This is a genomic window from Thermoactinospora rubra, assembly GCF_002093975.1.
GTDB lineage: Bacteria > Actinomycetota > Actinomycetes > Streptosporangiales > Streptosporangiaceae > Nonomuraea > Nonomuraea rubra_A.
Map to the genome: position 1 here is coordinate 246,891 of NZ_KZ084327.1, position 16,372 is coordinate 263,262.

Annotated in this window: 16 protein-coding genes; 10 read left to right on the forward strand and 6 right to left on the reverse strand. The window is 71.3% G+C overall.

The window, feature by feature from the left end:
- The first annotated feature begins 26 nt into the window (after nucleotides 1-26).
- From BSB02_RS07095 to BSB02_RS07120, 6 genes are read left to right on the forward strand one after another with little or no spacing between them, the layout of a single operon-like run.
- Nucleotides 27-1,445 (forward strand): uracil-xanthine permease family protein, encoded by a 1,419-nt coding sequence (locus BSB02_RS07095; protein ID WP_084957866.1) that lies wholly within the window; start codon nucleotides 27-29, stop codon nucleotides 1,443-1,445.
- Nucleotides 1,442-2,257, forward strand: coding sequence for an FAD binding domain-containing protein (locus tag BSB02_RS07100; RefSeq protein ID WP_084957867.1), 816 nt, complete (start codon nucleotides 1,442-1,444; stop codon nucleotides 2,255-2,257). Before BSB02_RS07095 ends, BSB02_RS07100 begins: the two co-directional genes overlap by 4 nt.
- Nucleotides 2,244-2,720 carry a (2Fe-2S)-binding protein gene (locus BSB02_RS07105; RefSeq protein WP_084957868.1) on the forward strand — a complete coding sequence of 159 codons (477 nt, stop codon included), beginning with the start codon at nucleotides 2,244-2,246 and terminating at the stop codon, nucleotides 2,718-2,720. The genes BSB02_RS07100 and BSB02_RS07105 overlap by 14 nt, the downstream gene beginning before the upstream one ends.
- Entirely contained in the window at nucleotides 2,717-5,077 is a 2,361-nt protein-coding gene (gene cutA, locus BSB02_RS07110) for an aerobic carbon-monoxide dehydrogenase large subunit (protein WP_084957869.1), read from the forward strand. The genes BSB02_RS07105 and cutA overlap by 4 nt, the downstream gene beginning before the upstream one ends.
- A 27-nt stretch (nucleotides 5,078-5,104) precedes the next feature.
- A complete protein-coding gene (locus BSB02_RS07115; RefSeq protein WP_084957870.1) occupies nucleotides 5,105-6,196 on the forward strand; it encodes a leucine-rich repeat domain-containing protein in 1,092 nt (363 codons plus the stop codon).
- 47 nt (nucleotides 6,197-6,243) lie between these two features.
- Entirely contained in the window at nucleotides 6,244-6,681 is a 438-nt protein-coding gene (locus BSB02_RS07120; RefSeq protein WP_240506238.1) for a hypothetical protein, read from the forward strand.
- Here the strand turns inward: BSB02_RS07120 and cydB are convergent.
- A complete protein-coding gene (cydB, locus tag BSB02_RS07125; RefSeq protein WP_084957872.1) occupies nucleotides 6,638-7,543 on the reverse strand; it encodes a cytochrome d ubiquinol oxidase subunit II in 906 nt (301 codons plus the stop codon). The two genes, BSB02_RS07120 and cydB, sit on opposite strands and share 44 nt — an antisense overlap.
- Before the next feature lie 11 nt (nucleotides 7,544-7,554).
- Nucleotides 7,555-8,892, reverse strand: coding sequence for a cytochrome ubiquinol oxidase subunit I (locus BSB02_RS07130; RefSeq protein WP_084957873.1), 1,338 nt, complete (start codon nucleotides 8,890-8,892; stop codon nucleotides 7,555-7,557).
- A gap of 205 nt (nucleotides 8,893-9,097) precedes the next feature.
- Between BSB02_RS07130 and BSB02_RS07135 the strand changes: the two genes are divergently transcribed.
- Together BSB02_RS07135 and BSB02_RS07140 are read left to right on the forward strand one after the other, a co-directional pair.
- Complete coding sequence (locus BSB02_RS07135) at nucleotides 9,098-9,757, forward strand: SRPBCC family protein (protein ID WP_084957928.1); 660 nt, start codon at nucleotides 9,098-9,100, stop codon at nucleotides 9,755-9,757.
- A gap of 63 nt (nucleotides 9,758-9,820) precedes the next feature.
- Nucleotides 9,821-10,717, forward strand: coding sequence for a hypothetical protein (locus BSB02_RS07140; protein WP_084957874.1), 897 nt, complete (start codon nucleotides 9,821-9,823; stop codon nucleotides 10,715-10,717).
- A 23-nt stretch (nucleotides 10,718-10,740) separates the two neighbouring features.
- On the opposite strand, the gene BSB02_RS07145 is transcribed toward BSB02_RS07140, so the two are convergent.
- Together BSB02_RS07145 and BSB02_RS43405 are read right to left on the reverse strand one after the other, a co-directional pair.
- The gene (locus BSB02_RS07145; RefSeq protein WP_084957875.1) at nucleotides 10,741-11,922 is read right to left on the reverse strand and encodes a glycoside hydrolase family 64 protein; all 1,182 of its coding nucleotides are present in this window, start codon (nucleotides 11,920-11,922) and stop codon (nucleotides 10,741-10,743) included.
- Between the two features lie 600 nt (nucleotides 11,923-12,522).
- Entirely contained in the window at nucleotides 12,523-12,720 is a 198-nt protein-coding gene (locus tag BSB02_RS43405) for a GNAT family N-acetyltransferase (protein WP_420855834.1), read from the reverse strand.
- 141 nt (nucleotides 12,721-12,861) lie between these two features.
- Between BSB02_RS43405 and BSB02_RS43410 the strand changes: the two genes are divergently transcribed.
- The gene (locus BSB02_RS43410; RefSeq protein ID WP_206184545.1) at nucleotides 12,862-13,146 is read left to right on the forward strand and encodes a hypothetical protein; all 285 of its coding nucleotides are present in this window, start codon (nucleotides 12,862-12,864) and stop codon (nucleotides 13,144-13,146) included.
- A gap of 435 nt (nucleotides 13,147-13,581) precedes the next feature.
- On the opposite strand, the gene BSB02_RS07155 is transcribed toward BSB02_RS43410, so the two are convergent.
- Nucleotides 13,582-14,286, reverse strand: coding sequence for a thymidine kinase (locus BSB02_RS07155; RefSeq protein ID WP_338064326.1), 705 nt, complete (start codon nucleotides 14,284-14,286; stop codon nucleotides 13,582-13,584).
- Nucleotides 14,287-14,914: 628 nt separating this feature from the next.
- On the opposite strand from BSB02_RS07155, the gene BSB02_RS07160 reads away from it, so the two are divergent.
- A complete protein-coding gene (locus BSB02_RS07160) occupies nucleotides 14,915-15,376 on the forward strand; it encodes a GNAT family N-acetyltransferase (protein ID WP_240506241.1) in 462 nt (153 codons plus the stop codon).
- Nucleotides 15,377-16,066: 690 nt separating this feature from the next.
- Here the strand turns inward: BSB02_RS07160 and BSB02_RS07165 are convergent.
- Nucleotides 16,067-16,282 (reverse strand): hypothetical protein, encoded by a 216-nt coding sequence (locus tag BSB02_RS07165; RefSeq protein WP_084957878.1) that lies wholly within the window; start codon nucleotides 16,280-16,282, stop codon nucleotides 16,067-16,069.
- Nucleotides 16,283-16,372 lie beyond the last annotated feature (90 nt).

The following is a 16,372-nucleotide window of genomic DNA, read 5'->3' on the forward strand; positions in this document are numbered from 1 at the left end:
GAGCGAACCAGGAGGGACGATCTCCGATGGTTATGGGTTGGACCAAGCACGGCGATGGAAAGCACCTGGCGCCCGGCGAGGTCGTCAGACCGGATGAGCGGCTGACCTGGCCGCGTATGGTGGGGTTCGGGGCCCAGCACGTCATCGCCATGTTCGGCGCGACGTTCGTGTTCCCCCTCGTGATGGGCCTCGACCCGAACGTCGCGATCATGATGTCGGGCGTCGCCACGATCCTGTTCCTGCTGATCGTCAAGGGGAAGGTGCCCAGCTATCTGGGGACCAGCGCCTCGTTCGTGGGCGGCGTGTTCGCGATCAGGGCGCTGTTCGGCGGCGACACCCCGCCGGTCGACGCCATCGTGACGGGCGCGATCCTGGTCGCGGGGTTCGCCCTCGCGCTGGTCGGGCTCCTGATCCACGTCATGGGCGTCCAGATCATCCACAAGATCTTCCCGCCCGTCGTCACCGGCGCGGTCGTCATGCTCATCGGCTTCGGCCTCGCCTTCGTGGTGGCCGACGTCTACTGGCCGCAGGACCAGTGGATGGCGATCATCACGATGCTGATCACCTTCGTGGTGATCGTCGCCTTCAAGGGGTTCATCGGCCGCATCGGCGTCCTGGTGGGACTCCTCGTCGGGTTCGTCCTGTCGTGGCTGGCCGACCGGACGCTCGGGCAGGTCACCTCGGTGCTGCCGGGGCAGAACCTGCGCGACGCCGCGGGCGCGGCCTGCCCGAAGGAGGGGCCCTACTGCGTGGCGACCGCCTTCCCCCACGACCGGGTGAACTTCTCGTCGGTCGCCGAGGCGCCGTGGATCGGCCTGCCCGACTTCCACGCGCCCGACTTCCGCATGGGCGCGGTCCTGCTCGTCCTGCCCGCCGTCATCGCGCTCGTCGCCGAGAACATCGGCCACGTCAAGGCCGTCGGCGAGATGACCAAGACCGACGTGGACCCCTACGTCGGCCGCGCGGTCGCCGCCGACGGCATCGGCACGATGGTCACCAGCGCCGTGGGCGGCTCGCCCACCACGACCTACGCCGAGAACATCGGCGTCATGGCGGCCACCAAGGTCTACAGCACGGCCGCCTACTACATCGCCGGCATCATCGCGATCCTGTTCGGCCTGTGCCCCAAGTTCGGCGCGCTCGTGGCCGCCACGCCCGGCGGCGTGCTCGGCGGCGTCACCGTCATCCTCTACGGCATGATCGGCCTGCTGGGCGCGAAGATCTGGATCGAGAACCGGGTGAACTTCGCCGATCCGGTCAACATGGTGCCGATCGGTGCGGGCATCATCCTGGCCATCGGCCCGGTCAGGCACGTCATCAGCGAGGAGTTCACGCTTGAGGGCATCGCACTCGGCACCATCGTGGTGGTCGGCGGCTACCACCTGCTGCGCTGGATCTCCGGCCGCCGGCCCGCCGAGGCCGAGGTGAGGGAGACCGCCGGGTGAAGCCGCCCCCGTTCGAGTACCACGCGCCCCGCGACCTGGACGAGGCGCTCGACACCCTCGCCCGGCTCGCCGAGCGCGGCAAGGTGCTCGCCGGGGGGCAGAGCCTGATCCCCATGCTCAACATGCGCCTGACCGCGCCGGAACACCTGGTCGACGTCAACCGCCTGGCCGAGCTCGACACCGTCGAGACCGAGGACGGCGGGCTGCGGGTGGGCGCGCTGGCCCGGCACTCCCGGGTGGGGCGCGCCGGGCACCCGCTGCTGCGTCAGGCGCTCAAGCTGGTGGCGCACCCGGTGATCCGCAACCGCGGCACCGTGGTCGGCAGCCTCGTGCACGCCGACCCCGCCGCCGAGCTGCCCGCCGTCCTGGCGCTGCTCGGCGGGTCGGTACGGCTGGCGCGGCCGGGCCGTACCCGCGACGTGCCCGCGGCGGAGTTCTTCCTCGGCCCCCTGGAGTCGGCGGTGGAGCCGGGCGAGCTGGCGGTCTCGGCGTTCTTCCCCGCCCTGCCACCGGGCGCCGGCTGCGCCTTCCTGGAGGTCGCGCGGCGGCACGGCGACTTCGCGCTGGCCGGGGTGTGCGCCCTGGTCACGCCCGAGGGCCACGCCAGGGCCGCGTGCGTCGGGGTGGGGCCGGTCCCGATCGTGGTCGACGTGTCGGAGCGGGCGCCCGACTGGGCGGCGGCGGCGCGGGCCGTACGGGAGGCCGCCGAACCGGACGACGACATCCACGCGACGGCGGAGTACCGCGGGCACCTGGTCGGGGTGCTGGCCGAGCGGGCTTTCAGGGAGGCGGCGGCGAGTGCGAAGGCATGACATCACCCTGGTCGTCAACGGGGTGGCACGCCAGGCGAGCGTTCCGGCGCGGCGGCTGCTGTCGGACTGCCTGCGCCACGACCTGGGCCTGACCGGCACGCACGTGGGCTGCGAGCACGGCGTGTGCGGGTGCTGCACGGTGCTGCTGGACGGGCAGCCCGTGCGCTCCTGCCTGACGTTCGCGGTCAGCGTGGACGGCCACGAGATCACCACCGTCGAAGGGCTGGGCGGGGACGGCGATTCCCTCTCCCCGGTGCAACAGGCCTTCGCCGAATGCCACGCCCTGCAGTGCGGCTTTTGCACACCGGGCTTCCTGTGCACGGTGACCGCCTTGCTGCGGGACAACCCGGCGCCCACCGACGAGGAGGTCGTCGAGGGCATCTCCGGCAACCTGTGCCGCTGCACGGGCTACCAGAACATCGTCAAGGCGGTCCACCGGGCGGCGGAGCTGATGGCCGAATGACCACACAGCTGTTCGGGGAGAGGGTACGGCGGCGCGAGGACCCCCGCCTGCTGACCGGGCAGGGCCGCTACCTCGACGACCTGGGGCGGGACGCGCTGGCGGTGGCGTTCGTGCGCTCCCCGCACGCGCACGCGAGGATCCGCGACATCGACGTGAGCGGCGCCCTCGACGTCGAGGGCCTGGTCGCCGTCTACACCTACGAGGACCTGCCCGAGCGGCTGGCCGAGCCGTTGCCCCTGCTGATCCCGCACCCGGCCCTCACGCACGGCCGCACCGCCCACCCGCTGGCCAAGGACGTGGTCAGGCACGTGGGCGAGCCCGTGGTCATGGTGGTGGCCGAGGACCGCTACCTGGCCGAGGACGCCTGCGGCCTGATCGAGGTCGACTACGAGGTGCTCAAGCCCGTGGTGGGCATCGAGGAGGCGGCGCAGGGCGCGCAGCTGGTCCACGAGGACGTCCCGGGCAACGTGGGCGCCCACATGGTCCAGGAGGTGCCCGCCGCCGACGGGCGCAGCGCCCGCGAGGCCATCGAGACCGCCCCGCACACGCTGGCCTTCCGGCTGGACATCGAGCGCAGCGCGTCCATGCCGCTGGAGGGCCGCGGCGTGTACGCCCGCTGGGACGGCAGTGACCTGCGCGTGTACTCCAGCACGCAGACCTCCACGAGCGTCCGCATGGCCATCGCCGCCAAGCTGGAGCTGCCGCTGCCGCACGTGGAGGTGATCGCGCCGGACGTGGGCGGCGGCTTCGGCGTGAAGATCATGCACCCGTGGCCGGAGGAGATCCTCGTGCCGTGGGCGGCCATGCTGCTCGGCAGGCCCGTCAAGTGGACCGAGGACCGGCGCGAGCACTTCGTCTCCAGCGCCCACGAGCGGGGCCAGGTGCACTACGTGCGCGTCGGCTTCGACGACGAGGGGCGCGTGCAGGGGCTGGAGGTGACGATCCTGCACGACCACGGGGCCTACACGCCCTACGGGATCATCGTGCCGATCATCACCTCGACCCAGCTGCTCGGGCCGTACCGGATCGGCGCCTACCGGGTGGAGTTCTCCTCGATCTACACCAACACCGTGCAGGTGACCCCCTACCGGGGCGCGGGCCGCCCGCAGGGCGTCTTCTGCATGGAACGCACGATGGACAAGATCGCCCAGTACCTCGGCCTGGACCGCGCCGCCGTACGGGAGCGGAACTTCATCCAGCCCGACGAGTTCCCCTACGACCAGGGGATGATCTTCCAGGACGGCCGCCCGCTCATCTACGACAGCGGCAACTACCCCGAGATGCTGCGCATGGTCAAGGAGCTCATCGGCTGGGACTCCTTCGACAAGCGGCCTCACACCGGCATCGGCCTGGCCTGCTACGTCGAGGGCACGGGCGTCGGGCCGTACGAGGGCGGGCACGTGCAGGTCACCTCCGACGGCCGCGTGCACGTCTCGACCGGCCTGACCAGCCAGGGGCAGGGGCACGAGACCGTCTTCGCCCAGATCGCCGCCACCGAGCTGGGCGTGCCGATCGAGAAGGTGTCGGTGGTCACCGGCGACACGCGGCGCTTCGGCTACGCCGTGGGCACCTTCGCCTCGCGCGCCGCCGTGATGAGCGGCAACGCCATCGCGCTGGCCTGCCGCAAGGTGCGGGAGAAGGCGCTGCGCATCGCCGCCGACGCGCTGGAGGCCGACCCCGGCGACCTGGAGATCACCGAGGGGGTCGTCCACGTCAAGGGCGCGCCCGGCGCCTCCATCCCGCTGGCGACGGTGGCCGTGCTGGCCAACCCGCTGCGGTACGCCTTCGACGAGGAGGCCAGGCGCGCCACCCAGTTCGCCTCGGCCGCCGCGCCCGACCGGCCGCCCGTCGCCGAGGGGGAGGAGCCGGGCCTGGAGGGGCGCGACTACTACTCGCCCGTCCGCTCCACCTTCGCCGCCGGGATGCACGCCGCCATCGTCGAGACCGATCCCGACACCGCCGAGGTGCGCATCCTGCGCTACGCGGTCGTGCACGACTGCGGCCGCCTCATCAACCCGATGATCGTCGAGGGGCAGATCCACGGCGGCGTGGCCCAGGGCGTGGGCGGCGCGCTGTACGAGCGCATGGTCTACGACTCGCACGGCCAGCTGCTCAACGCCTCCTTCATGGACTTCCTCATGCCGTACGCCACCGAGGTCCCGCGCATCGAGACCGCCCACCTGGAGACGCCCTCGCCGCTGAATCCGCTGGGCATCAAGGGCGCGGGCGAGGCCGGGGTGATCCCCGTCTCGGCGGTGCTGGCCAGCGCGATCGAGGACGCCGAGGGCCTGCCGATCGACCGGATGCCCATCTCTCCGGCCGAGCTGTACCATCTCCGCCAGTCACGCGACGGCTGAGCGTGGTCCTCCCGTTACGCTGCATGCATGATCAGGGCATCCGCGTACGTCACCGACTCCTCGGGCAGGGTCGTCGAGTTCCGCGCGTCCGGCGCGGGCCTGACGGCGCTGCCGGAGTCCTTCGGCGACCTCATCGACTGCCGGCTCGTCGACCTGGCGTGGAACGACCTGACCCAGCTGCCGCGCAGCGTCGGCAAGCTGACCGCGCTGCGCGAGCTGCGCCTGGACGGCAACCGGCTGACCTACCTGCCGCCCGAGGTGTGCGAGCTGCCGGAGCTGCGCACCCTGCACGCCGACCGCAACCAGCTGACCGCCGTGCCGCTGTGCCCGCCGACGCTGGAGACGCTCTTCCTGTACGGCAACACCATCGCGGGCGTGTCGGACCGCATCGGCCGCCTGCAGCGGCTGCGGCACCTGTCGCTCGGCCGCAACAGGCTGACCGCCGTCCCGTCCCCGGTGTGGCGGCTGTCCCAGCTGGAGTCGCTCAACCTGGCCGAGAACCAGATCACCCACGTGCCGCCCGCGATCGGCGGGCTGAGCCGGCTGCGCATGCTCGACCTGGCGCACAACTCGCTGGGCGCGATCCCAGCCGAGATCGGCGATCTGCCCCTGACCGACTACCTCTACCTGACCGGCAACCGGCTGACCGGCGTCCCGGCCACGCTCGGCCGGCTGGAGCGGCTGCGCTACCTCAACCTCGCCGGCAACCGGCTGACCTGGCTGCCCGACACGATCGGCGGCATGCGCTCCCTGCTGGAGCTCAGGCTCGACGGCAACCGGCTGACGGACCTGCCCTCGTCCATCGCCACGCTCAAGAGCCTGCGCGAGCTGCACCTGCGGGGCAACCGGATCGCCGCGCTGCCGCCGGCCATGGCCTGCATGTCGGGGCTGCGGGAGCTGAACCTGCGCGACAACCTGCTCACCGGCCTGCCGGGATGGGTCGGCGCGCTGCGGGAGCTGCGCCGGCTGGACCTGCGGGGCAACCGCCTCCGCGAGGTGCCCGCCGGCCTGTCGAGCCTGCCCTTCCTCAACCGGCTGGACCTGCGGTGGAACAAGATCGAACGGGGGCACGAGACGCTGGATCGGCTGGGGGAGCGGGGCTGCACCGTGCTGGTCTGAGGGCTGGTTTGAACCCAGGGGTCCCTGGCTGCGTACCTCGTGCCGTGATGACACTTCCTCGTATCACAGCGCTCGTCCCGGCACTGCTCGCGGCCCTGTGCGCCGCCTGCTCATCCGGCGGCGGCGGGTCCGCCGCCGCCGGGAACGCCGGGAGCACCGGACATGCCGCCCACGGCCGCCCGCTCACCGTGGAGCAGCTGGCCGCCAAGGTCGGCTGCACGCCGCGGATCCAGGTCGACGCCCAGGACATGCGCACCGGCCACTGCAAGACCGGCGACGGCGAGTTCTTCCTCAGCACCTTCGCCACCCAGGAGGGCAAGGACGCCTGGATGGACACCGCCCCCGAGTACAACCCGCACCTCGTCGGCCACCTGTGGACCGCGCTGGCCCCCCGCGAAGTGCTGGAGAAGCTCATGGGCAGGCTCGGCGGCGAGCTGCACCTCAACGATCACCGGACGAAGTCGCCCTCGCCCCAGGGGTACTAGCCACGCCCACCCGCTTCCTGAACACCCAGTACGTCCAGCCCTGGTAGAGCAGGACGAACGGCAGGATCGCCAGGCCGATCCAGGTCATGACGCCGAGCGTGTAGGGGCCCGAGGCGGCCTCGGCCAGCGTCAGGCCGGGCAGGGGCGCCTGCCGTACGGTGGCGAAGACCGCGGCCGAGGCCAGCGCGATGCCCGCGGCGGTGGCGGCGAACGCCCAGCCCTCCCGGCCGCGCCAGATCAGCGCCGTGGCGGCGGCCGGCGCCGCCATGCCCGCCACCGCGGCCGGCGAGCCCAGGCCCGCCAGGGCGGCCACGGCCAGGGGGACGGCCGCCACGCCGAGCCCCAGCGCGGCCGTCCGGGCCCGCCGCCGCAGCGCGCCCTCGGTCCTCAGGGCCAGGAACACCGCGCCGTGCAGCGCGAAGACGGTCAGCGACGCCAGCCCGCCCAGGATCGCGTTGCCGCCGGCCACCTGGGCGAACAGCACGCCCCACACGAAGGCGGGCACCGCGCTGCCGGCCACGATCCCCAGGTCGCACCAGCGCGGGTCGGCGACCTTGCCCCGCCACTCCAGGCCCACGCCGCGCACGATGAGCCCCGCCAGCACCAGCAGGAGCGGGATGTAGAAGGACGACAGCAGGCCCGCGTACCAGGCGGGGAAGGCCGCGAACGTGGCGCCCACCGCGGTGATGAGCCACACCTCGTTGCCGTCCCACACCGGGCCGATGGTCCGCAGCGCCTGCTCGTGCTCGGCTTCGTCGCGGCTGACGAAGGGCGCCAGCATGCCGACGCCGAAGTCGAAGCCCTCCAGGACGAAGTAGCCCGTCCACAGGAACGCGATGAGGAAGAACCAAAAGTCGATCATTGCTGGCATCCCTAGTACATCAGCGCGGGCTCGCGCTGCTCGGCCTGGACGGCGGGCCGCTCGGGGCCCTGCCTGACGTGCCTGGTGAGGAGGACGGCCTCCGCGACGGCGAGCGCGCCGTACAGGAGGGTGAAGACGGTCAGCGAGGTGGCCACCTCGCCCAGCGACACGCCGGGGGAGACGCTGGCGGCGGTGAGCAGCTCGCCGGTGACGGTCCAGGGCTGGCGGCCCATCTCGCTCACCAGCCAGCCGGCGATCACCGCCAGCAGCGGCAGCGGCAGGGCCAGCAGGGCGGCCCTGGCGAACCAGCCGGGCACGGGCCTGCGGCGGCGGGTCAGGAACAGCCCGAGCACCGCCAGGCCCACGGTGGTCAGGCCGAAGCCCTGCATGAGCCGGTAGGACCAGAAGATCACCGGAAGGTTGGGCCGGTAGTCGCCGGGGCCGAACTTCGCCTCGAACTCCTTCTGCAGGTCCTCGGTGCCGCGCACCACCGCGTCGGGGTCGCCGGCGGCCAGGAAGCTGAGCACCTTGGGGATCTCCACGCCCGGCAGGAGGTGGTACGGCGCGCCCGCGGTGTCGCGCTCCAGGCCCTCGGCCGCGGCCAGCTTCATCGGCTGCTGCTCGTGCAGGAGCTTGCCCGACAGGTCGCCGCTGCCCGCGACCACGGCTCCTGCGACCGCCGTCATGACCAGCGCGCCCCGCATGGCGCCGCGCCACATGTCCTGCCTGTCCTTCAGCAGCCGGTAGCCGCAGACCGCGAGCACGAACCCGCCGGCCACGACGAAGGACGCGCCGATGACGTGCGGCACCTGGGCCAGCGCGGTGGAGTTGGTGAGCACCGCCCACAGGTCGGTCATCCTGGCCCTGCCGTTCTCCACGGTGTAGCCGACCGGGTGCTTCATCCAGGCGTTGGCGGCCAGGATGAAGTAGGCCGACAGGTTGGAGCCGATGACCGCCGCCCAGATCGTGGCCAGGTGGACGCGCTTGGGCAGCCGATCCCAGCCGAAGATCCACAGCCCCAGGAACGTGGACTCCATGAAGAACGCCAGCAGCGCCTCCAGCGCCAGCGGCGCGCCGAACACGTCGCCCACGAACACCGAGTACTCGCTCCAGTTCATGCCGAACTGGAACTCCTGCACGATGCCCGTCACCACGCCCATGGCGAAGTTGATCAGGAACAGCTTGCCGAAGAACTTGGTCAGCCGCAGGTAGTGCTCCTTGCCCGTGCGGTGCCATGCGGTCTGCAACGCGGCCACGAAGAAGCCGAGACCGATGGTCAGCGGCACGAACAGGAAGTGGTACACGGTGGTGATCCCGAACTGCCACCGCGCAAGGTCCAGTGCGTCCATCGTCCCCTCACGGGTCATCGAGCTCTACAGCTCGTAGTTCTATATTCAGTAGTACTACAAGCTGTAGAGCAATGCGACAGGAGGGGGCTGCGATCTTCCTCACAGCGGCCCCGGTCTTCCGGGCACGGCCCGCCCGGGCGTCACCCGGTGGGTCTGGCAAAAGTTGCCGTTAAGGACAGGGCCGGAGAACTCTAGAGTGGGCTGGGTGAAGGTCACGGGCAGCGCCGTCATCGGCGCCGACAGGGAACGTGTGTGGGCCGCGCTGCGGGACCCGGCGGTGCTCGTGCGCACCATCCCGGGCTGCCGCCGCCTGGAGGAGACCGGGCCCGACTCCTACCGGATGACCGTGAGCGCCGGGGTGGCCTCCATCAAGGGCGTCTACCAGGGCGAGGTGTCCCTGTCGGAGCCGCTGGAGCCGGAGCGCTTCGTGCTCAAGGCGCGCGGCCAGGGTGCTCCCGGCACGGTCGAGGCCACCGTTGAGGTACGGCTGAGCGAGGCCGACGGCGGCACGCGGGTCGACTACGACGCCGACGCCGTGGTGGGCGGGATGATCGGCGGCGTCGGGCAGCGCATGCTCGGCGCGGCCGCCCGGCGCACCGCCGGCGAGTTCTTCGCCGCGGTGGACCAGGCGCTCTCGGGCGCGCCCGCCGTCCGGCCGGCGACTGAGGAGCGGGCGATCGAGGAGCGGGCGCCGCAGCCCCAGGCCGCCCGTACGGCCGGAGCCGCGGTGTGGGAGCGCCCCGCCGCGCCCACCCCCGAGACCCGCCCGGTCCTGACGCTGGCCGCCTTCGGCCTGGGCGCGGCCGTGGCGCTGGCCGGGGTGGCCGTCGGGTGGGCCCTCGCCCGCCGCACGCGCCGCGGCTGACGGCGAACGCGCAGCTTGCCGTACCCCTCGCCGAAAAGGATCTCCCGGCGTAGCGTGGGGCGTATGCGCCAGGCACGTGCGGAAGACGCCAGGATCGAGGCCAGGAGAGTCATCAGGAACCTGCTGGGCGAGGAGCAGCCGACCGCGGCCATGCTGCTCGACGACGCCCGCGCGATGATCGGCGAAGCCCGGACGGCACGCTGCGTGGAGCTGGCCCTGGGCGCCTCGCTGACCAGGCGGTCGGCCGAGCTCGCCGCCGTCGCCGCGCTCGTGGTCGGCACCCGCGAGCTGGGGGAGGAGTGGTGGAAGCGGGCCAGGGGCCCCAAGCTGCCGCCGCCCCAGGAGGTGCTCGACACCGGCACCGCGGTCGACCCGTGGACCGACCTGACGGTGCTGGAGATGCTCGCGGCCTGGATCGCCGACGACGCCGCCGACGCGCTGTGGGGACCGCCGGTCGCCGAGGTGGACCTCAACTCCTGGCAGGCCGAGGACCGCTTCCGGCTGCCCGAGGGCGTACGGCCCGGCCAGCGGCTCGTGGTGTCCTTCGACGCCGGGGGACGGCTCGACGCGGTGGTCACCCGGCGGCCGGACGACGACCTGGGCTCCAACCTCGACTTCCACTCGCTGCGCTACTCCCGCCCGGCCGAGACGCAGTGGAGCTGGGGCGTCGCGGCGGGGCTCGGCCCGCACCCGCTGCCCGGCGAGGACCCCGACCCCTACGCCCGCGAGGTGGACCGCGGGGCGGTGGACATCCTGTACGGCTGGGCGCTGCGGCACGGCGCGACCCGCGAGCTGCTGGGCGAGCGGTGGCGCACGGTGGGCGAGGTGGTGGCGGCCATCGAGCGCGTGGACTGGATGTGGCGCAGCGCCGAGTGGTTCGGCTGGTGGCGGGGCGCCTCGGCGCTGGTGGACGACTCCGGGTACCTGCCGTATCGGCTGGAGGAGCTGGCCGCGGGCTAGGGAGTCCCGGCCCGCGTCCCGGTTCAGAACGGCGTCAGGGTGATGTAAGCCTGGGCGGGGTTGGCGTCGTGGACGAGGGACTCGAAGCCGCCCACGTCGTCGAAGGGGAAGGCGTACGCCTTGCCGTCCACCATGTGGTGGTGGACCGCGCGGGCGTAGTGGTTGGTCACCGGGTCCTGGTAGAACTGGCTCGCGTCGGTGGTCGGCTGGGTGGGGAAGCGCTCCAGCGTCGACCGGTTGAGCGCGGCGCACAGGGTGCGGGCGATGGGGCCGACGTGGTCGTCGTTCGGGGCGTGCAGCCTGCCGTCGCAACCGAAGACGTTGGCGGTGCTCGGCTTGGCGAACGTGGCGACGGTCCGGCCGGATCCGTCGGTGAACACCATCGCGTCGCCCTGGGTGCGGCCGTGGAAGCGGACGTCGGGTCTGTCGCGGAAGGGACGTACCGTGAGCGTCCTGGTGCGGTAGGCGTCCCAGGCCCTGGTGATGTAACCGTCCATGATCGTCGGGCTCAGGAGCCCGGCGTCGATGCCCTTGCCCGGGGCGAGCGCGCGCACACGCAGGCCGTCGGAGCGGGTGTGGATGAGCCTGGCCCAGCCGCCGGGCTGGTTCTTGATGGCGTCGAGCAGCCGGTTGCGGCCGTTGGCGACCAGGTGGCCGGTGCTCTTGACGGCGCCCGCGGCGTTCTTGACCCCGACGGCGTGCGGCACGCTGAACATGTCCACCTGCGAGCTGTTGAGCCACAGGCCCGCGTCGTTGAGCGTGTACTCGCTCCAGTCGAACAGGATGTCGCGGTTGGGGTCGGAGGGGTTCCAGGGAGCGGGCTGGACCAGGCCCGTCGGGGTGAGGAAGAACCTGATCTTCTGGCCGAAGGAGAAGTAGACCCGGCCGGACAGCTTGGGGATCCGGATGGTCTTCGCCTGGCCGTTGGCCGGGCCGGGGATCGACACGTCGGGGGCCGGGCTGGGCGGGATGCTGCCGCCGTTCCACTCCCGGAACCGGCCCGCGGCGTCGGCATAGCCGAGCCGGTGCGTGGTGAGGCTCTCCCCGAGCACGTAGATCCACAGCGCTTCGCCGCGGCCCGAGTTGTTCGTGATGGTCAGCGGGATGGTCTCGGGCACCGCCGCGGCCGCGGCCTGCGGGACGGAGAGCGGGGACAGCAGCGCGAGCACCGCGATGGCTGCACGCTTCTTCAGGCTGAAGGACATGTCACTCCTGGGGGGTGTTCAGAGTGAGAGAGCGCTCTCCCATTGTGAGGCGACCGGCCGGCGCTGTCGATACCGGAGGATCGCTCGCCACCGGTCGTCACGTCGTGACGTGCACCCGCCACCCTTCGCCGGTCGAGCTCAGGACGGGGTGAAGAGCCTCCAGCCCCGGCCGGCCGGCGCGCTGCCACGCCTCGATGTGGTCGCGCAGCTTGATGATGCGATTGGTGCCTCGCCGGCGGTGGTGGAAACACTCAGCAGGCCGCCGGTGGCGATCTCGTGCCGCCAGGCGCCGATGGTCTGGGCCGGCCCGGTCAGTTCGGGATGTCGGTCGTGGCCGGCGCACCAGAGCAGGAAGGTGGCCAGACAGCCGCGGACCTGGCTGGCGCAGGTGGCGGAGTTGTTCCTGGCCATCCAGCAGGCCGGCGCCTGCTCGCCGGGCGCCCCGGCAACCGGAGACGGCCTGTTTGGCGCGACAGCCGGCCCGCGACGATCTTCTCTACAGGGTTCGAGGTGATCGTCTCGCACACCACCGGCCCGCTGCCGCTTCGCGGTGGGTCGACGGCGTGCGAGGTGGTCAGGCAGGGAGAGCCACGGGAGGCGCTAGGCGTCCCGGTACAGGTCCCGTCTCTCGGGGAGTGGCTGGAAACCGGCTGACTGGTAGGTGGCGACGGCGCCGGCGTTGGAGCTCGGGGTGCAGACGATCGCGCTCGACGAGCCCAGTTCCCGGAGTGCGGCCGCCGCGGCGACGGTGATCGCCTTGCCGTAGCCGTGGCCGCGATGGTCCCGGTGCACGCCCATCGGCTCGAGCAGCCCGGGCTTGCCGGACCGGCCGACCACACCGTCACCGCCGCCACCGCGTCGCCCTGCCCGTCGTAGGCGAGCAGGCACCGGGCGTCGGCGTACGGCAGCCCGGCCGCCATCGCGTGCCAGCGCTCGCCGGTGAACGTCGACCCGTCGAACGACGCCCGCAGGACGGCGCTCCACACGTGCGCCCGCTCCGGCCCGATCGCCTCGACCCGCACGCCCGGGTCCTTCACCGGCTCCGTGAGGTCGCGGTGCAGCGGCGTCCACGGCTCGCCGGCGTGCCAGCCGTTCTCGGACAGCAGCTCCTGGATCAGGGCGCCGTTCGGCGCCTCGACGTACGCCTTCCCCTCGGGCAGGACGCCGCGCCCCGGCTCGGTCACGTCTTCGACCAGCCGCCGCGCCAGCTCCTCGTCCCGCTGAGCCTCCGGCGCGCTCGTCAGCCGCAACAGGCCGGGGCCGTCCAGCAGCCCGACGGCGAGGATCCGCCCGTCCCGGCGCCAGGTCCGGACCGCCGCGGCCGTCGCCTCGGCGCCGAACCGCCAGAACCAGCCCACGTCCCCCGGATGCAGCTGGAACGGCGCCCCGTCGTCCTGCCAGTCCCGCAGCACGCCCACGACCTCGCCCAGCCCGTCGACTCCCGGCTCACCCAGCACGACCGCCATACGCCCGATCACACACCACCGCACAGCCAGCCTGCACCGGGTTTTCGGCCGGGGACGCGACTCCGGCGGTCAAGGGCATCACGGTCAACATCCGGCCTGACAGGACGGCCGCATCCCCCGGGCGATGACCAAGCCGGACGAGGTCGTGCCGGACCTCGACGACGTTCCGCCCGCGCGACGGTTGTGCGGGCGGCTACCGCGCCACCTGAGCAGGGGCGGGCCCGAGGTCGCCCTGGCGGTGGTGGCGGCGGCACAGCACCTGGTAGCGCACCGGCGTGTCGGCGGCCCGGGTGTCGCCGATCACCACCTGCTCCCCGGTGCGCACCATCACCCCGCCCACGACGCGGGCGTTGAGCTGGCCCGGCCGCCCGCACCAGCACAGCACCTCCACCTGCAGCCGGCACACCTCGTCGGCCAGCTCGAACAGCCGTTGCGCGGCAGGGAACATGATGGAGCGGAAGTCGGAGGCCAGGCCGAAGGCGTAGACGTCGACGCAGTGGTCGTCGACCAGGTCGGCCAGCTGTTCGATCTGCTCCACCGTGTAGAAGCAGGCCTCGTCGCAGATCAGGTAGTCGATGCCGGCGTGGCGCAGCACCAGGTCCACCAGGTCCAGCCCGTCGGTGACCTCGACGGCCGCCGAGCGCAGGCCGATGCGGCTGGTGATCTCAGGGCCACCGGAGCGGTCGTGCTTGGTCAGCACCAGCCCGCGCCTGCCCTGCCGGGCGTGGTTGTAGTTCATCTGCAGAGCCAGCGTCGACTCCCGCAGAACATGCGCAAAGTCAATATTTCTTGGGAGGCATCCCCGCGTGACCCAGCGAGTGGGCCGCAGATGGGCTGACGGCCCCGAACCAGGCATGACCTGTACGTATGTGAAGCAGCGACGTCGCCCCGCCCGCATACGTACTGATCATTGGCGGGAGGCCACTCATGTTTCGGCGACAATCTTCTCTACAGGGTCAAGGCGGCCCCACGGGGCCGCACGCGCCGCCCGCCGGGGGCCTGCCCTACGGGCAGCCGCTCGGGGACCCCTCCGCCCAGAGGCGCAAGCGCCAGGCGGTACCCCGGCGGTTTCAGCCCCCGCCGGCTGGCGCGGACGAGTGGAAGGGGCCGCCGTGCGGCGGTACAGCCTGATCACAGGGGGCGCACTTTTCGGGTCACGGGCCCGAGCTGGTCAGCGCACGCGTGCGCGGTCACGGGGCCGGGCTCACTGCATGTCTCCGGCGGGGGCGCTTCGGCTCCGGGCTGGCCAAGATCGCGGCGTGTGGCGGTGGAGTGGTTGCGGTGGAAGCCTGCCCGCCTGCCGCCGTCCCAGGGCAAGCCGTAGCAGACCAGCCGCAGGGCCGCCTTCGCTCCATCACGACCCTGATGCCGGGCGCGTGGTCGGGGCAGCCCCGCGGCTGGCCCGCTATCCCTGCGGGCGGGACGACGGCAGACGGGCAGGCAAGCTCTGGTGACATCTAGCGATATGCGCGACCGGCTTCCTGATACGCGCGACGCAGGCCTGACCGTACGGCAGGATGGGCGCCATGTTGGAGATCAACTTGCTGTCCGAATCCGACCGCGCCTGCTGGGAATTGCTGGCCCGTGGTAAAGACACATACTTCGAGGTCGAACGCAGCGACGACGACTACGAACGGACCTGGCGACGCCTTCTCGACGACGAGAAGATACGCGGGATCGCCGCCCGACTGGACGGCAAAATAGTCGGCATCGCGCACTACCTGTTCCACGTCAGTGTCTGGTATTCCGGGAGATGCTATCTGGCGGACTTGTTCGTGGACGCGGAAGTGCGGCGGCGGGGTATCGCGACAGCAATGGTCGAGTGGGTGGCGCGGGACGCCAAGGAGCATGGCTTCCCAGGCCTCTACTGGAACACGTTGGAAGACGCCCCGGCTCGCGCGCTGTACGACAAGGTGGGCAAGTTCCACAAGGGGCTCATCCTCTACACCTACCGGCGTGACGCGAATCAGACCTCCACCCAGCACTGAGAGGCGCCCAGGATGGGGCAGGCCAGTAGGTCCGCTTGTCGGCAGAGAACGTTGAGTGACGTACTGAGTGACACCCGAAGTGCCCAAAAGCACCTACCCAAGCACTTCCATGCACACCAGCAGTAGCTTTCACCAGCACAAATACCAGTTCAGACGCTCATGGTCCATGCACTGAAAAGCGGAAGGTCATGCTTTGGTCAAATGTCGGGCGCTCTACCCCGGCAAGCCCTCTACCTACGGCCTCGTCTACAAGCTAGGCGATCAGGCGAACGCAGTCCGAGCAGGCTCGCGGGGCCGTGGACAAGAAGGGCAGGGACCAACCGAGCGCTGTCAGGGGAGATGCCGACTCCCCGCACAGACTGACTCTGCTGCTGGGCACTATGGCATGCTGAATCGCGTCCCATCCGAGGTGAGACACTCCAAGCAGGTAACTGGAGGTGTGTTCTTCCGGCCCTGCTTGGACGCTGTAGACCAGCAAGTCCTCCCAGTGGACCGGCCAGCGCCGTACACCACCTGGGATCTCGTGTGGTTGGCCGTCGAGTTCCAGCAAGGCCAGGGTGCCGCTGCGGAGAATGCCCACTACTGTCCCGCGTTGGCCCAGCAGCCATCCGGAGAAGGCGCGCGTGCGAGCCGGGCTGTGCAGCATGTCCACGATCTTGGCTCGGCACCCCACGCGCGACCACGGGGTGCTCACAGCGACTGCTCCAGCGCTTCCTGTGCCCTCAACTGCTCGGCGAGCCGGGCGACGTCGTCCGCGTCGATCGTCTGGCAAAGGCCGTGGTCTATCTCCCGCTCGGATAGGCGCCGTCCATTTCGGGTTGCCCAAAGACGCCCCGCTGAACTGCGCCAGATGCACCAGCCGGGAAAAGCCGCTTGCAGGTCTTCGAGAATCACCGGCGTCGACATGCGATCAGCGTGCTTACTCGCGCGTGACGAACCCACCGCGTTATCGAGACGTCCAGGACGTTTCAGCGTTACGCTCAAAACGTCCCTGAC

Bases quoted from the DNA above. Each gene is read 5' to 3' on its own strand.
- BSB02_RS07160 (WP_240506241.1), top strand. From the start codon at position 14,915: ATGTTGGAGATCAACTTGCTGTCCGAATCCGACCGCGCCTGCTGGGAA.
- BSB02_RS07145 (WP_084957875.1), bottom strand. From the start codon at position 11,922: ATGTCCTTCAGCCTGAAGAAGCGTGCAGCCATCGCGGTGCTCGCGCTG.
- BSB02_RS07155 (WP_338064326.1), bottom strand. From the start codon at position 14,286: ATGCGGGCGGGGCGACGTCGCTGCTTCACATACGTACAGGTCATGCCT.
- cydB (WP_084957872.1), bottom strand. From the start codon at position 7,543: ATGATCGACTTTTGGTTCTTCCTCATCGCGTTCCTGTGGACGGGCTAC.
- BSB02_RS07120 (WP_240506238.1), top strand. From the start codon at position 6,244: ATGACACTTCCTCGTATCACAGCGCTCGTCCCGGCACTGCTCGCGGCC.
- BSB02_RS07115 (WP_084957870.1), top strand. From the start codon at position 5,105: ATGATCAGGGCATCCGCGTACGTCACCGACTCCTCGGGCAGGGTCGTC.
- cutA (WP_084957869.1), top strand. From the start codon at position 2,717: ATGACCACACAGCTGTTCGGGGAGAGGGTACGGCGGCGCGAGGACCCC.
- BSB02_RS43405 (WP_420855834.1), bottom strand. From the start codon at position 12,720: ATGGGCGTGCACCGGGACCATCGCGGCCACGGCTACGGCAAGGCGATC.
- BSB02_RS07130 (WP_084957873.1), bottom strand. From the start codon at position 8,892: ATGGACGCACTGGACCTTGCGCGGTGGCAGTTCGGGATCACCACCGTG.
- BSB02_RS07095 (WP_084957866.1), top strand. From the start codon at position 27: ATGGTTATGGGTTGGACCAAGCACGGCGATGGAAAGCACCTGGCGCCC.
- BSB02_RS07165 (WP_084957878.1), bottom strand. From the start codon at position 16,282: ATGTCGACGCCGGTGATTCTCGAAGACCTGCAAGCGGCTTTTCCCGGC.
- BSB02_RS07140 (WP_084957874.1), top strand. From the start codon at position 9,821: ATGCGCCAGGCACGTGCGGAAGACGCCAGGATCGAGGCCAGGAGAGTC.